At 53.4% G+C, this 15,359-nt stretch carries 12 protein-coding genes; 5 read left to right on the top strand and 7 right to left on the bottom strand.

What is annotated here, in order from left to right:
• The first annotated feature begins 514 nt into the window (after positions 1-514).
• Positions 515-4,972 (top strand): glutamate synthase large subunit, encoded by a 4,458-nt coding sequence (gltB, locus tag J8X26_RS12420; protein ID WP_152327321.1) that lies wholly within the window; start codon positions 515-517, stop codon positions 4,970-4,972.
• A gap of 9 nt (positions 4,973-4,981) precedes the next feature.
• Entirely contained in the window at positions 4,982-6,400 is a 1,419-nt protein-coding gene (locus J8X26_RS12415; RefSeq protein WP_152327322.1) for a glutamate synthase small subunit, read from the top strand.
• Positions 6,401-6,537: 137 nt separating this feature from the next.
• Here J8X26_RS12415 and sspB read toward each other — a convergent pair whose 3' ends face one another.
• From sspB to zapE, 5 genes are all read right to left on the bottom strand, one after another.
• On the bottom strand, positions 6,538-7,032 hold the full coding sequence (gene sspB, locus J8X26_RS12410) for a ClpXP protease specificity-enhancing factor (protein ID WP_152327323.1): 495 nt from the start codon (positions 7,030-7,032) through the stop codon (positions 6,538-6,540).
• 3 nt (positions 7,033-7,035) lie between these two features.
• Entirely contained in the window at positions 7,036-7,677 is a 642-nt protein-coding gene (gene sspA, locus J8X26_RS12405) for a stringent starvation protein SspA (RefSeq protein WP_104924272.1), read from the bottom strand.
• 334 nt (positions 7,678-8,011) lie between these two features.
• Positions 8,012-8,404 carry a 30S ribosomal protein S9 gene (gene rpsI, locus J8X26_RS12400; RefSeq protein WP_013577238.1) on the bottom strand — a complete coding sequence of 131 codons (393 nt, stop codon included), beginning with the start codon at positions 8,402-8,404 and terminating at the stop codon, positions 8,012-8,014.
• 16 nt (positions 8,405-8,420) lie between these two features.
• Positions 8,421-8,849 carry a 50S ribosomal protein L13 gene (rplM, locus tag J8X26_RS12395; protein ID WP_013577239.1) on the bottom strand — a complete coding sequence of 143 codons (429 nt, stop codon included), beginning with the start codon at positions 8,847-8,849 and terminating at the stop codon, positions 8,421-8,423.
• A gap of 318 nt (positions 8,850-9,167) precedes the next feature.
• Positions 9,168-10,307: a cell division protein ZapE gene (zapE, locus tag J8X26_RS12390; protein ID WP_208951013.1), complete on the bottom strand. Its 1,140-nt coding sequence runs from the start codon at positions 10,305-10,307 to the stop codon at positions 9,168-9,170.
• A gap of 285 nt (positions 10,308-10,592) precedes the next feature.
• Between zapE and zapG the strand changes: the two genes are divergently transcribed.
• From zapG to degS, 3 genes are all read left to right on the top strand, one after another.
• Positions 10,593-10,994, top strand: coding sequence for a Z-ring associated protein ZapG (gene zapG, locus J8X26_RS12385; protein ID WP_013577242.1), 402 nt, complete (start codon positions 10,593-10,595; stop codon positions 10,992-10,994).
• Between the two features lie 158 nt (positions 10,995-11,152).
• Complete coding sequence (gene degQ, locus J8X26_RS12380) at positions 11,153-12,520, top strand: serine endoprotease DegQ (RefSeq protein ID WP_152327464.1); 1,368 nt, start codon at positions 11,153-11,155, stop codon at positions 12,518-12,520.
• 87 nt (positions 12,521-12,607) lie between these two features.
• On the top strand, positions 12,608-13,675 hold the full coding sequence (gene degS / locus J8X26_RS12375; RefSeq protein WP_152327326.1) for an outer membrane-stress sensor serine endopeptidase DegS: 1,068 nt from the start codon (positions 12,608-12,610) through the stop codon (positions 13,673-13,675).
• 81 nt (positions 13,676-13,756) lie between these two features.
• Here degS and murA read toward each other — a convergent pair whose 3' ends face one another.
• Together murA and ibaG are read right to left on the bottom strand one after the other, a co-directional pair.
• The gene (gene murA, locus J8X26_RS12370; RefSeq protein WP_152327327.1) at positions 13,757-15,016 is read right to left on the bottom strand and encodes a UDP-N-acetylglucosamine 1-carboxyvinyltransferase; all 1,260 of its coding nucleotides are present in this window, start codon (positions 15,014-15,016) and stop codon (positions 13,757-13,759) included.
• Between the two features lie 65 nt (positions 15,017-15,081).
• On the bottom strand, positions 15,082-15,336 hold the full coding sequence (ibaG, locus tag J8X26_RS12365; protein WP_152327328.1) for a BolA family iron metabolism protein IbaG: 255 nt from the start codon (positions 15,334-15,336) through the stop codon (positions 15,082-15,084).
• Positions 15,337-15,359 lie beyond the last annotated feature (23 nt).

Raw genomic sequence — 15,359 nt, 5'->3', positions numbered from 1 at the left:
CATTATTACTGTCAGGTTAAAAACAGTGACAAACCGCATGCCCGCAGTGTTTTCCAGTATAAAATACTGGGAATTACGGACCTGCCAGCACGGTTCGGAGATATGAAGCTTTTCCCATAGTGAGTCAGCTCACACTTTACACGCATTACCCCACCGACATTACGCCATTAAAAACACCATAAATCATATATATTTCAAATAATTAAATGTCTTTATATCACTTTTAATATAAGTTAATTCGCCATTTGACCTCCTTGTGCTTTCTCGCTAAGTTGGGAGTCCGCTGGAAGCAATCTCGACGGGTGAGCAACTCGTCATATTTATGCAGTAATTGAAGACTCCCTCATTAAAACAAGTCAACCACCACTTGTGAGAACCATCACGAGAGGCCTTTGACGGAGATGCCCGGGCAATTAACGCACCGCAAGAGTGCGCGAAATTGCGGGTCCGCTCTGTGAATAAGTCCGCTCGCGGTTGGTGTGAGAGTCTCGCAGAGCCTGGGGAGGTTCACGTTATGTTGTACGATAAATCCCAAGAGAGGGACAACTGTGGTTTCGGCCTGATCGCCCATATAGAAGGCGAACCTAGCCATAAGGTCGTGCGTACCGCGATCCACGCACTGGCCCGTATGCAACACCGTGGCGCGATCCTTGCTGACGGCAAGACCGGCGACGGTTGCGGCCTGCATTTACAAAAACCTGACCGCTTCTTCCGCATGATTGCCGAAGAGCGCGGCTGGCGCCTGGCGAAAAACTATGCCGTCGGCATGCTGTTCCTCAGCAAAGATGAAAAAGAAGCTGAGGCGAGCCGTCGCATTGTTGAAGAAGAGTTGCAAAACGAGACGCTGTCCGTGGTGGGCTGGCGTGACGTTCCGACTAACCCGGACGTACTCGGTGAAATCGCGCTTTCCTCCCTGCCCCGCATCGAACAAATTTTTGTTAACGCGCCCGCCGGCTGGCGTCCGCGTGACATGGAACGCCGTCTGTATATGGCGCGCCGTCGTATTGAGAAACGCATTCAGGATAAAGACTTCTATGTATGCAGTTTCTCCAACGTGGTCACGATCTACAAAGGCCTGTGTATGCCTGCGGATCTGCCGCGCTTCTATTTAGACCTGGCCGACCTGCGCCTGGAATCAGCAATTTGCCTGTTCCACCAGCGTTTCTCGACCAACACCGTACCGCGCTGGCAACTGGCTCAGCCTTTCCGCTACCTAGCGCACAACGGCGAAATCAACACCATCACCGGTAACCGCCAGTGGGCCCGCGCCCGTGCGTATAAATTCAAAACGCCGCTGATCCCCGATCTGCAAGATGCCTCACCGTTCGTGAATGAAACCGGCTCGGACTCCAGCTCGCTCGATAACATGCTGGAACTGTTCCTGGCAGGCGGCATGGATTTGCTGCGCGCCATGCGTTTGCTGGTTCCGCCAGCCTGGCAGCAAAACCCGGATATGGATGACGATTTACGCGCATTCTTCGACTTCAACTCCATGCATATGGAGCCGTGGGACGGTCCGGCCGGTATCGTGATGTCAGACGGTCGTTATGCCGCCTGTAACCTCGACCGTAACGGTCTGCGTCCGGCGCGTTATGTCATCACCAAAGATAAGCTCATCACCTGTGCCTCTGAGGTAGGGATCTGGGATTACCAGCCGGATGAAGTGGTCGAAAAAGGCCGCGTCGGACCAGGCGAGCTGATGGTGATCGACACCCGCAGCGGCAAGATTCACCACTCAGCTGAAACCGATAACGACCTGAAAGGCCGCCACCCTTATAAGCAATGGATGGAGAAAAACGTTCAGCGCCTGGTGCCGTTCGAAGACCTGCCGGAAGATCAGGTCGGCAGCCGCGAGCTCGATGACAGTACGCTGGAAACCTTCCAGAAACAGTTTGGCTACAGCAGCGAAGAACTCGATCAGATCATCCGCGTGTTGGGTGAGAACGGTCAGGAAGCCGTCGGTTCAATGGGCGACGACACGCCATTTGCCGTGCTCTCCAGCCGTCCGCGCATCGTGTATGACTACTTCCGCCAGCAGTTTGCGCAGGTGACCAACCCGCCAATCGACCCGCTGCGTGAAGCGCACGTGATGTCTCTGGCGACCAGCATTGGCCGCGAGATGAACGTATTTTGCGAAGCAGAAGGTCAGGCGCACCGTCTGAGCTTCAAATCGCCAATCCTGCTGTGGTCTGATTTCAAACAGCTCACCACGCTCGACAGCAAACACTATCGCGCGGAAACGTTGGATCTGACTTACGATCCGACCGAGCAGAATATGGAGCAGTTCGTTCAGAAACTCTGTGACGAAGGCGAACAGAAAGTGCGTAACGGCGCGGTTCTGCTGGTGCTGTCTGACCGCAACATCGCACCAAACCGCTTACCGCTGCCTGCGCCAATGGCCGTCGGCGCGTTGCAGTTGCGTCTGGTGGAAAAAAGCCTGCGCTGCGACGCCAACATCATTGTTGAAACCGCCAGCGCACGCGACCCGCACCACTTTGCTGTGCTGATCGGCTTCGGTGCGACCGCGGTTTATCCATATCTGGCCTACGAAACGCTGGCCAAGCTGGTGGATTCGCAGGTCATCGAGAAAAAATACCGTGAAGTGATGCTGAACTACCGTAACGGCATCAACAAAGGTCTGTACAAAATCATGTCCAAAATGGGCATTTCCACCGTCGCCTCTTACCGTTGTTCGAAACTGTTTGAAGCCGTCGGCCTGGCGAAAGATTTGTGCAACACCTGCTTCAACGGCGTGGTCAGCCGTATCGGCGGTGCCGGTTACAGCGACTTTGAACAGGATCTGCTGAACCTGTCCAAACGTGCCTGGCTGAAACGCAAAACATTGGATCAGGGCGGTCTGCTGAAATTTGTCCACGGCGGCGAATATCACGCATACAACCCTGACGTCGTCACCACGCTGCAAACCGCAGTAAACAGCGGCGATTACGACGACTATAAAGTCTATGCAAAACTGGTGAACGAACGTCCGGTAGCAACCTTGCGCGACTTACTGAAAGTCACGCCGAAAGGCCAGCCGATTCCGGTTGATCAGGTAGAACCGGCCGAAGGTCTGTTTACCCGCTTCGATACCGCGGCAATGTCTATCGGTGCGTTAAGCCCTGAAGCGCATGAGTCTCTGGCCGAAGCGATGAACAGCATCGGCGGACGTTCTAACTCCGGCGAAGGCGGCGAAGATCCTGCGCGTTACGGCACCAATAAAGTGTCACGCATCAAGCAGGTCGCATCGGGTCGTTTCGGTGTAACGCCAGCCTATCTGGTGAATGCAGACGTTATTCAGATCAAAGTGGCGCAGGGTGCAAAACCAGGCGAAGGCGGCCAGTTGCCGGGTGATAAAGTGACGCCGTACATCGCGAAGCTGCGTTATTCCGTGCCGGGCGTGACCCTGATTTCTCCACCGCCGCACCACGATATTTATTCCATCGAAGATCTGGCACAGCTGATCTTCGACCTGAAACAGGTCAACCCGAAAGCAATGATTTCGGTAAAACTGGTTTCAGAACCGGGCGTGGGCACCATCGCGGTCGGCGTGGCAAAAGCGTATGCAGACCTGATCACCATCGCAGGTTACGACGGCGGCACCGGCGCAAGCCCGCTGTCTTCGGTCAAATACGCGGGCTGTCCGTGGGAACTGGGTCTGGTGGAAACACAACAGGCGTTAGTGGCTAACGGCCTGCGTCACAAGATTCGTTTACAAGTGGATGGCGGCCTGAAAACCGGTCTGGACATCATCAAAGCGGCAATCCTTGGCGCTGAAAGCTTCGGTTTCGGTACCGGCCCGATGGTGGCGCTGGGTTGTAAATACCTACGTATTTGCCACCTGAATAACTGCGCAACGGGTGTGGCAACTCAGGATGACAAACTGCGTCGTAACCATTATCACGGCCTGCCAGAGCGTGTGACGAACTACTTCAGGTTCATCACGCAGGAAACCCGTGAAATCATGGCAGAACTGGGTGTCAGCCAGTTGGTGGATCTGATTGGTCGTACCGATCTGCTCACCGAACTCGATGGCTTCACAGCAAAACAAAACAATCTGGATCTGTCCGCGATGCTGGCAACAGCGACGCCGCACGAAGGCAAAGCGGTGTACTGCACCGAAGGCAACCCGGCGTTCGACAAAGGCCAGCTGAACAAAGACATTCTGGAACAGGCTGCGCCACATATCGATTCTAAGCAGAGCAAAGCGTTCTACTTCGATATCCGCAACACTGACCGTTCAGTTGGTGCCACATTGTCCGGTGCGATTGCTGAAAAGCATGGCGATCAGGGTATGGCGGCAGATCCGGTGCGTATTAACTTCAACGGCACCGCAGGTCAGAGCTTCGGTGTCTGGAACGCAGGCGGCGTCGATTTAATGCTGACCGGCGACGCGAACGACTACGTGGGCAAAGGCATGGCCGGTGGCCGTATAGCTATTCGTCCGCCAATCGGTTCAGCGTTCCGCAGCCATGAAGCCAGCATCATCGGTAACACCTGCCTTTACGGCGCAACCGGCGGCAAGATGTTCGCGGCTGGCCGTGCAGGCGAGCGTTTCGCCGTGCGTAACTCCGGTGCTATCACCGTAGTCGAAGGCATTGGCGATAACGGTTGTGAATATATGACCGGCGGCATTGTATGTGTGCTGGGCCGCACCGGCGTCAACTTCGGGGCAGGCATGACCGGTGGCTTCGCTTACGTTCTTGATGAAGACGGCGAATTCCGCAAACGCGTTAACCCGGAACTGGTTGAAGTCCTGGAAGTGGCCGATCTGGCTATCCATGAAGAGCATCTGCGCGGTTTGATCATCGAACACGTACAGTTGACCGCATCGACCCGTGGTGAAGAGATTTTGGCGAACTGGCCGGAATGGGCGCCTAAATTTGCCCTGGTAAAACCGAAGTCCAGTGATGTCAAAGCATTGTTGGGTCACCGTAGTCGTTCCGCAGCTGAGCTGCGGGTACAAGCGCAGTAAGAGGTTAAGATGAGTCAAAACGTTTATCAATTTGTCGACTTACAGCGTGTTGATCCGCCGAAAAAAGCGCTGAAGATCCGTAAAATTGAGTTTGTGGAAATTTACGAGCCGTTCTCAGCAACTCAGGCCGCATCGCAGGCAGACCGCTGCCTGTCTTGTGGTAACCCTTACTGTGAATGGAAATGTCCGGTACATAACTACATTCCGAACTGGCTGAAGCTGGCAAACGAAGGTCGCATCATGGAAGCCGCCGACCTCGCGCACCAGACCAACAGCCTGCCGGAAGTTTGCGGGCGTGTCTGCCCGCAGGACCGACTGTGCGAAGGTTCCTGCACCCTGAATGATGAATTCGGTGCGGTGACCATTGGTAACATCGAGCGCTACATCAACGATAAAGCGATCGAAATGGGCTGGCGTCCGGATATGTCTCACGTGCAGCCAACCGGCAAACGTGTGGCGATTATCGGTGCAGGTCCGGCAGGTCTGGCCTGTGCTGATGTGCTGACCCGTAACGGCGTGAAAGCGGTGGTTTACGATCGTCATCCGGAAATCGGCGGTTTGCTGACATTCGGTATTCCAGCCTTCAAGCTGGAAAAATCAGTGATGACCAAGCGTCGTGAAATCTTCACCGAGATGGGTATTGAGTTCCAGCTCAATACGGAAGTCGGCAAGGACATCACGATGGAAGCCTTGCTGGCAGAATATGATTCTGTCTTCCTCGGCGTTGGGACTTATCAGTCCATGCGCGGTGGCCTGCAGAATGAAGATGCACCGGGTGTTTACGACGCCCTGCCTTTCCTCATCGCTAACACCAAACAGCTGATGGGCTACGACGACAGTCAGGAAGAGCCTTACATCACGATGGATAAGAAACGCGTCGTGGTGCTGGGCGGTGGTGACACCGCGATGGACTGTGTGCGTACTTCAATCCGTCAGGGCGCAACGCACGTCACTTGTGCGTACCGTCGTGATGAAGAGAACATGCCGGGTTCACGTCGCGAAGTGAAGAATGCGCGCGAAGAAGGCGTTGATTTCAAATTCAACCTGCAACCGCTGAGCATTGAACTGAACGATTCTGGCCGTGTGTGTGGTGTGCGGATGGCTCGTACTGAACTCGGTGCGCCAGATGCTGCTGGCCGCCGCCGTGCGGAAATCGTGGCCGGTTCAGAGCATGTGATGGAAGCCGATGCCGTGGTGATGGCATTTGGTTTCCGCCCTCACAAAATGGAATGGCTGGCGTCGCACGACGTAGAACTCGATTCATCCGGACGCATTGTGGCTCCGGAAGGCAGCGACAACGCTTTCCAGACCAGCAACCCGAAAATCTTCGCCGGTGGCGATGCCGTTCGCGGTTCTGATCTGGTGGTAACGGCGATCGCTGAAGGCCGCAAGGCCGCAGAAGGCATCATGAACTACCTCGAAGTGTAATTTCATTTTGCCCTTCACGAAGGCCGCGAAAGCGGCCTTTTTTATGGGATACGGTGATACCCGTCGCCGAATTCAGGCAATAAAAAACCCCGCGTAACAACGCAGGGTTTTGGCTGGACGACATCAGAAGCGCGGTGTTATTTCACAACGCGTAGGGCCGGGCGACCACCACGTGGCGGAGCCGGCGGCTCATCATCCGGATCTTCTTCAGCCACATCTGGCAAATCGCCGTCAATGACTGACATGGTCGGCTCTGTCGGCTCTTCCACACTCAGATCGCCAGCAAAGGCGCCTTCGGCTTCATAAGCAGGTTCAGGCTCGAACATGGTACCGGCTCCGTTCTCACGGGCATAAATTGCCAGAACGGCGGCGATCGGTACAAAAACGTTACGCGGTACGCCACCAAAACGTGCATTGAAGCGTACATCGTCGTTGCCCAGTTCGAGATTGCCGACAGCGCGCGGCGCAACGTTCAGAACAATTTGTCCGTCACGCGCAAACTCCATCGGCACCATCACGCCAGGCATCGTCACGTCAACCACCAGATGCGGGGTTAACTGGTTGTCGAGCAACCAGTCATAAAAAGCCCGCAACAGATAAGGGCGACGCGGAGACATGTCGGTCATCTCCATACCTTAACCTCGGGTATGCAAACGCATTTCGCGCTCGGGTTCGGTCAGGGAAGCCAGGAATGCATCACGCTCAAAGACGCGAGTCATATAACCTTTCAGCTCTTTAGAACCGGCACCTGACAGCTCGATGCCCAGTTCTGGCAAACGCCACAGCAACGGAGCCAGGTAGCAATCGACCAGGCTGAACTCTTCGCTTTTGAAGTAAGGCATGTAGGAGAAGATTGGCGCAATCGCCAGCAACTCTTCGCGAAGTTGTTTACGCGCAGCATCCGCTTCGGTCGCAGAACCTTGCTCGATTTGACGCATCAGAGAATACCAGTCGTTTTCGATACGGTGCATCATCAGACGGCTCTCGCCACGGGCAACCGGATAAACCGGCATCAGTGGTGGATGCGGGAAACGCTCATCAAGATATTCCATGATGATGCGGGATTCGAACAGCGTCAGCTCACGATCGACCAGCGTTGGCACGGTGCGATAAGGGTTGAGGTCAATAAGATCCTGCGGCAGGTGATCCATCTCAACCTGCTCGATCTCGACACTGACACCTTTTTCCGCCAGTACGATACGTACTTGATGGCTAAAAATGTCGGTCGGGCCGGAAAACAGCGTCATTACCGAACGTTTGTTGGCAGCGACAGCCATGAAAACCTCCAAGTTTATCTAGAATATTACAGCGAGTTATCGCCAGCCTGCAGTTTTTGTCCCGTAGTTTCATAGACAACCATTGGCAAGGCGAACCCAGCCAGGAAGCGCGGCAACGTCAACTGCTCGGCGAACAGGCACAAAAGTGTGTGATAGTTTACCAGATTTTACGCACGCTGTGGGGGACGCTGAGACGATTTCATGGTGAATTGTGTGTCAGGAGATCTTTTCTTCCGAAAAATCGGAATAGTGGGCATAAAAAAACCCGGTGAAACACCGGGTTTTTGACGCTGATTTTCGTGCCGAAGCACTGAGCTGCATAAGCAGCAGAAAATTAACGTTTGGAGAACTGAGGACGACGACGTGCTTTACGCAGACCGACTTTCTTACGTTCAACCTGACGAGCATCGCGAGTTACGAAGCCTGCTTTACGCAGTTCGCCACGCAGATTTTCGTCATATTCCATCAGTGCACGGGTGATACCGTGACGGATAGCACCAGCTTGACCGGAGATACCACCACCTTTAACGGTGATGTACAGGTCGAATTTCTCAACCATGTCGACCAGTTCCAGTGGTTGACGAACTACCATGCGGGCAGTTTCACGACCAAAGTACTGTTCCAGGCTACGCTGGTTAATTACGATGTTACCACTACCCGGTTTGATGAAAACACGAGCGGCGGAGCTTTTGCGGCGACCAGTGCCGTAGTATTGATTTTCAGCCATTGCCTATAATCCCGAATTAAATGTCAAGAACTTGCGGTTGTTGCGCCGCATGAGTGTGCTCGTTACCCGCGTAAACTTTCATTTTACGGTACATTGCACGACCCAACGGGCCCTTTGGCAACATGCCTTTAACCGCGAGCTCGATCACGCGTTCAGGACGGCGAGCGATCATCTCTTCAAAGGTCGCTTGCTTGATACCACCGATGTGGCCGGTGTGATGGTAATAAATCTTGTCGTTACGCTTGTTGCCGGTTACAGCAACTTTTTCTGCGTTCAGAACGATGATGTAATCACCAGTATCAACGTGCGGAGTGTATTCCGCTTTATGTTTGCCACGCAGACGGCGGGCCAGTTCAGTGGCCAGGCGACCTAAGGTCTTGCCGGTAGCGTCAACTACGAACCAGTCACGTTGTACGGTTTCCGGTTTAGCTGTAAAAGTTTTCATTAAAAGCTTACCCAATTAAAGTTACACGTTGGCGAACACCCGAACGCTTACTTGTTTATAAAATAAGTATTTGAGGTTCACACGACCATCGTCCAGCAAACCTACCCCTTCGAATAGCCAATGCTGGCACTTATAAAGTTTCGGGAAAAAAACTTTGTAGTAACGTGGGGTCGCAAGATTATAGAGAAGTCCTCTGCAAAGATCGAACCCTTTTTCGACAAAAAGAAAGATTTCCCTCACGTCGCCCGGAGGGTTCACTTTGCATAACCGGCAGACGCTTTTATATCACAAATCGGGCGAATAATAACCAATCCATAATCAGGGCAGATGCGGACGTTTGAGATATTCCTCGCTTTGCATCTCCTGAAGGCGTGACAAACAGCGCTGGTATTCAAACTTCAGCCGTTCGCCCTGATAAATCTCAAACATCGGCACCGCCGCTGAAATCACCAGTTTCACATGACGTTCATAGAACTCATCAACCAGCGCCAGAAAACGCCGCGCCGCATTCTCGCTGTCAGCAGCCATCACCGGAACGTTATGTAGCAATACGCTGTGATAGATTTTCGACAGCGCAATATAGTCAAGCTGGCTGCGCGCCTCTTCACACAAGGTATGAAATTCTACCGCCAAAACGCCGTCTATCGCCGCGAGCGCCTGCAACGGCCGGTGATTCACTTCCAGCATGACCGGTTCAGCACCAGAATCTCCGCTGTGATTGCCGGTCAGTTTCCCCAGCATGCTTTGCATCGCCACCGTCGCTTCCGGGCCCGCCGGAGACAGCCACAAATTCGCCTGCGTTAATGTGCGTAGACGATAATCAATACCTGCATCCACATTCAGCACGTCACAGTATTCTTTAATCAGATCGATGGCGGGCAGGAAACGCGCGCGCTGCAACCCGTTACGGTAAAGCTGATCAGGCGGAATGTTAGACGTCGCAATCAGCGTGATACCGCGTGCAAATAAGGCCTGCAACAGCGTCGCCAGCAGCATCGCGTCGGTAATATCCGAGACAAAAAACTCATCGAAACACAGGACATCAGTTTCGGCTTTGAATTTATCCGCGATCACTTCCAGCGGATCTTCCTGCCCCTGAAGCTGCGTCAGTTCTTCATGCACACGCAGCATAAAACGGTGGAAGTGCAGGCGCAGTTTGCGTTCGCCGGGCAGACTGTGGAAAAACAAATCCATCAGCCAGGTTTTACCGCGCCCGACACCGCCCCACATATAAAGGCCCTGAACCGGGCGTTGGGCTGTTTTTACCGGCGCTTTGCCGAACAAACGCCCCAGCAAGCCACCGCGTGCTGCCGTAGCAGGCGCCGACGCTGGCAGAGCGGAAAGCGCCTGATAAATAACATCCAGCTGCGCTACGGCCTGCTTCTGAACGGCATCCGGCTGGAACTCACCGGCATCAACTGCACTCTGATAAAGGGTAAGGGGTGATTTGGGTTGCATCGTAGTTAACGTCCCTGAGAAAAAAAATTTACGTTTTTCACGTTGTTTAGCTGCTTTTTTGCCGTGGGTTCGCCGCATTTCCCTGCTGTCTGTGTATGAAAAAAACGACAGGTGGCAGTGATTTTCCCGGCAGGATTCCACTCTGACAAGGTTAACGGTTATAGTGGAGCTATTGCATGACGAATTCGTGTGACAATTACGTTAAAACCATTGTCAAAAAAAGTTAAGTCATAAAAGTTACGTGAAAAAGCCCTGCGGGACAACGAAGTCAAAATAGGAGTCATTATGACCTGGGAGTATGCACTCATTGGATTAGTGGTCGGTATCGCGATTGGTGCGGTGGCGATGCGCTTTGGTAATCGTAAATTACGTGATCAACAAGTCATGAAAAACGAGCTGGAGAAAAGCAAGGCAGAACTCGATGAGTATCGTCAGGAACTGGTGGGCCACTTTGCCCGCAGCGCCGAGTTGCTTGATAACATGGCGACTGATTACCGTCAGCTTTATCAGCATATGGCAAAAAGTTCTAACAACCTTCTGCCGGATATGCCTGAGCAGGATAATCCGTTCAACTACCGTCTGACAGGGTCTGAAGCCGATAACGATCAGGTTCCGGTTCAGATGCCACGCGATTATTCTGACGGCGCATCAGGTCTGCTGCGCGGCGAGCGTCCGGTTCGTAAATAACAGACGTCATTAACCGGTGCGATCCACGGCACCGGTGCTTATAACGGCGCATGTTTCATGCATGTGCCGTTCTTCTGACCTGATCCTTCCCGTGCTGTGAATCACTGTTCTATTGTTCCTAACTGACGTCCATTACAGAAAGCGAGAGAGTTATCGTGATGAAGAAAAAGTCATTTTTGCTCAGTGTGTTAGCTGTTAGCCTTGGATTAACTTTCGCTTCTGCGCCTATGGCGAGTGCTGCTTTACCTACGGAAGTTCAGGGACAGCCCCTGCCCAGCCTGGCTCCGGTGCTTGAAAAAGTGCTGCCCGCTGTGGTTGGCGTTCAGGTTTCCGGCACGCAGCCGCCGAGTGCGGACGTTCCTCCGGAATATAAATTCTTCTTCGGTCAGCAAGATCCTGAGCCGAATACCGGGCCGCAGCCTTTCGAAGGGCTGGGTTCTGGCGTCATTATTGATGCGGCAAAAGGCTACGTGCTTACCAACAACCATGTGGTGAATAACGCCGATAAAATCAGCGTTCAGCTTAACGACGGTCGCGAATACAAAGCCAAACTTATCGGCAAAGACGATCAGTCGGATATTGCCGTGATCCAGCTGATTGATGCCAAAAATCTGACCCAAATTACGATGGCCGATTCCGATAACCTTCGCGTCGGCGATTTTGCGATTGCCGTGGGTAACCCGTTTGGCCTCGGCCAGACCGTCACATCCGGCATTGTTTCGGCGCTGGGTCGCAGCGGCCTGAATCTTGAAGGGCTGGAAAACTTTATCCAGACAGATGCTTCGATTAACCGCGGTAACTCCGGCGGCGCATTGCTTGACCTGAAAGGTGAACTGATTGGTATTAACACCGCCATTATTTCCTCGCAGGGCGGCAGCGTCGGCATCGGTTTTGCCATTCCGGTTAACATGGCCAAAAATCTCAGTCATCAGTTGATCGAATTCGGCGAAGTGAGGCGCGGTCTGCTGGGGATTCGTGGCAGCGAAATGACACCAGAACTGGCTCAGGCATTTAAGCTGGACAGCCAGCGCGGGGCTTTCGTCAACGAAGTTCTGCCTGATTCGGCTGCGGCGAAAGCGGGCATTAAATCCGGTGACGTTCTGGTGACGCTGCAAGGCAAAACCCTGAGCAGTTTCGCTGAATTGCGGGCGAAAGTCGGGACCGCGGGGCCAGGCGTCACTATGCAAATCGGTTTATTGCGCGACGGCAAACCAATGACCGTCAGCGTCACGCTGGATAAAAGCCCGGCGGTGGAAGTCAGCATTGAGAAACTCAATCCGGCACTTCAGGGCGTCACGTTGAGTGACCCGGCCGATAAGAACACCAAAGGCGTTCATGTCGATGACGTGAAAAAAGGCACGCCAGCGGATCAGATCGGCCTTGAGAAAGACGATGTCATTATCGGCGTAAACCGTGAGCCTCTCGAGAATCTGGCGGCATTCCGCAAAATCCTCGAAAGCAAACCCGACCTGATCGCGCTGAGTATTTTGCGTAAAGGTCAAAATATCTATTTATTCATGCCGTAATGCGTTGAAAATCGGATGCAGATGCTGCTGCGTCCGATTAACTCATGCTATCCTTCAGTCACTTTTCCTCTCGCACCCCATATATCCATGTTTGTTAAGCTATTGAGATCTGCTGTTATCGGCCTGATTGTCGCTGGCATTTTGCTGGCGGCGGTCCCTATGTTGCGTAAAAACATCTCAGAACCGATATTTAACCGTAATTTCAATCAGGACAGCGAACAGCCTGTCAGCTTTAACGGCGGTGTCCGTCATGCAGCGCCTGCGGTTGTGAATGTTTATAACCGTAATATGGGCAACAGTTCGCAAAACGAGCTGGCGATCCGCACGCTGGGTTCCGGCGTGATCATGAATGACAACGGTTATATCCTCACCAACAAACATGTGGTGAATAATGCCGACCAGATTATTGTTGCCCTGCAGGATGGCCGCGTTTTTGAAGCCCTGCTGGTGGGTTCAGACAGCCTGACCGATCTGGCCGTTCTCAAAATCAACGCCGGCAACTTGCCGGTAATTCCGATTAACCCGCGCAGAACGCCGCACGTTGGCGATGTGGTCATGGCAATCGGAAATCCTTACAACCTCGGCCAGACCGTGACGCAGGGTATTATCAGTGCCACCGGTCGTATTGGCCTCAGCCCTTCCGGCCGTCAGAATTTCCTGCAAACCGATGCTTCGATCAACCAGGGCAACTCCGGCGGTGCGCTGGTCAACTCACTGGGCGAGCTGATGGGGATCAATACCCTGTCCTTTGACCAGAGCAACGATGGCGCGACCCCGGAAGGCATTGGCTTTGCCATCCCGACTGCGCTGGCGACCAAGGTGATGGGCAAGCTCATCCGCGATGGTCGCGTCATTCGCGGGTATATCGGCATCAGCGGGCGTGAAGTTTCGCCACTGCACGGGCCGAACAACGGGCTGGATCATATTCAGGGAATTGTGGTTAACGAAGTAACCGCTAACGGCCCGGCGGCGAATGCGGGAATGCAGGTCAGCGATGTAATTGTTAACGTGAATAATAAGCCTGCGATTTCCGCCATCGAAACCATGGATCAGGTGGCTGAAGTCCGCCCTGGTACGGTGATTCCGGTTGAGATTATGCGCAACGGGCAGAAGCTGACATTGCAGGTCACCGTGCAGGAGTATCCTGAACACTGATTTACGTAACCGTTGAACAGATAAAGAAAAAAGCCGGAAAGGTTTCCCCTTCCGGCTTTTTTAATGCGCGCGGCGTAAAGTTTACTCGCCTTTGAAACGCTCAATTTTGGCGCCGAGTTGACGCAGTTTATCTTCGATGCGCTCGTAGCCACGATCGATGTGATAAATACGGTCAACGACAGTCACGCCTTCTGCGATGCAACCGGCCAGAACCAGGCTGGCAGACGCGCGTAAATCCGTCGCCATTACCTGCGCGCCAGACAGTTTCTCAACGCCGTGGCAAATCAGGGTGCTGCCTTCGATTTCAGCATGAGCGCCCATACGGATAAGCTCAGGGATGTGCATGAAGCGGTTTTCGAAGATAGTTTCGGTAATCACACCGGTACCTTCCGCCACCAGATTCAGCAGGCTGAATTGTGCCTGCATATCAGTCGGGAAGCCCGGATGCGGCGCAGTGCGGAAGTTGACTGCTTTAGCGCGTTTGCCATGCATGTCGAGACTGATCCAGTCTTCGCCCACTTCGATATCGGCACCGGCTTCACGCAGTTTTGCGAGTACAGCATCCAGCGTGTCAGGACGGGCTTCACGGCAGGTAATTTTGCCACCGGAAATAGCCGCTGCAACCAGGAAAGTCCCGGTTTCGATACGGTCAGGAACAACACGGTAAACACCGCCACCCAGACGTGCGACGCCTTCGATGGTGATCTTATCGGTACCCGCACCGGTGATTTTTGCACCGAGCGTGTTAAGGAAATTAGCGGTATCGACAATCTCCGGCTCACGCGCGGCGTTTTCGATAATGGTCGTGCCTTCCGCCAAGGTCGCTGCGCTCATGATGGTCACGGTGGCGCCCACGCTGACTTTGTCCATCACGATATGCGCGCCTTTCAGACGGCCATCAACGGATGCTTTTACATAACCTTCTTCCAGCACAATAGTCGCACCGAGCTGTTCCAGGCCGGTAATGTGCAGGTCAACAGGGCGCGCGCCGATCGCACAGCCGCCCGGCAGGGAAACTTCACCACGACCAAAACGCGCCACCAAAGGACCGAGAGCCCAGATGGAGGCACGCATGGTTTTCACCAGATCATACGGCGCACAAAACTCATTGACCGCGCTGGCATCCACGAACACAGAACCGTTGCGTTCGATTTTGGTGCCTAACTGGTTCAGTAATTTGATAGTGGTATCGATGTCTTTCAGGTGAGGAACGTTCTGGAGTTCAACAGGTTCCTCAGCAAGCAGTGCGGCAAACAAAATAGGAAGTGCGGCATTTTTTGCACCAGAGATAGTAACTTCGCCACTCAGACGAGTCCCACCCTGTACACGAAATTTATCCATTATGACTGCTCTCTTAAATTTCAACTCTGATTAAATACGAGGAAGCTGCCGGCGCTCCGGCAGTCTTATAAACCGCTCAGTTTACGGTCACGCGCCCATTCTTCCGGGGTATAAGCCTTAATAGACAGCGCATGAATTCGATTGTCGGCGATGTATTCCATCAGCGGGGCGTAAACGGTCTGCTGTTTTTTCACGCGGCTCATGCCATCAAACATCGCACCAACGACAATGGCCTGAAAATGACTGCCATCGCCAGTAATGTGGGCTTCATCCAGTGCCAACGCGTTCATCAGCACTTCTTTAATTTCACTCGTTTCCATAGGGATCTATTCTTCTGAAGAAT

The organism is Rahnella sp. ChDrAdgB13, assembly GCF_017655185.1.
Classification (GTDB): Bacteria; Pseudomonadota; Gammaproteobacteria; order Enterobacterales; family Enterobacteriaceae; genus Rahnella; species Rahnella contaminans.
The sequence above is the reverse complement of the archived record's forward strand: the minus strand, read 5'-3'. Positions and strand labels throughout refer to the sequence as shown.

Excerpts from the sequence above, each read along its gene's own strand:
- zapE (WP_208951013.1), bottom strand. The coding sequence starts at position 10,307 with ATGCAACCCAAATCACCCCTTACCCTTTATCAGAGTGCAGTTGATGCC.
- ibaG (WP_152327328.1), bottom strand. The coding sequence starts at position 15,336 with ATGGAAACGAGTGAAATTAAAGAAGTGCTGATGAACGCGTTGGCACTG.
- degQ (WP_152327464.1), top strand. The coding sequence starts at position 11,153 with ATGAAGAAAAAGTCATTTTTGCTCAGTGTGTTAGCTGTTAGCCTTGGA.
- rpsI (WP_013577238.1), bottom strand. The coding sequence starts at position 8,404 with ATGGCTGAAAATCAATACTACGGCACTGGTCGCCGCAAAAGCTCCGCC.
- sspA (WP_104924272.1), bottom strand. The coding sequence starts at position 7,677 with ATGGCTGTCGCTGCCAACAAACGTTCGGTAATGACGCTGTTTTCCGGC.
- degS (WP_152327326.1), top strand. The coding sequence starts at position 12,608 with ATGTTTGTTAAGCTATTGAGATCTGCTGTTATCGGCCTGATTGTCGCT.
- gltB (WP_152327321.1), top strand. The coding sequence starts at position 515 with ATGTTGTACGATAAATCCCAAGAGAGGGACAACTGTGGTTTCGGCCTG.
- J8X26_RS12415 (WP_152327322.1), top strand. The coding sequence starts at position 4,982 with ATGAGTCAAAACGTTTATCAATTTGTCGACTTACAGCGTGTTGATCCG.
- murA (WP_152327327.1), bottom strand. The coding sequence starts at position 15,016 with ATGGATAAATTTCGTGTACAGGGTGGGACTCGTCTGAGTGGCGAAGTT.
- rplM (WP_013577239.1), bottom strand. The coding sequence starts at position 8,849 with ATGAAAACTTTTACAGCTAAACCGGAAACCGTACAACGTGACTGGTTC.
- zapG (WP_013577242.1), top strand. The coding sequence starts at position 10,593 with ATGACCTGGGAGTATGCACTCATTGGATTAGTGGTCGGTATCGCGATT.
- sspB (WP_152327323.1), bottom strand. The coding sequence starts at position 7,032 with ATGGAGATGACCGACATGTCTCCGCGTCGCCCTTATCTGTTGCGGGCT.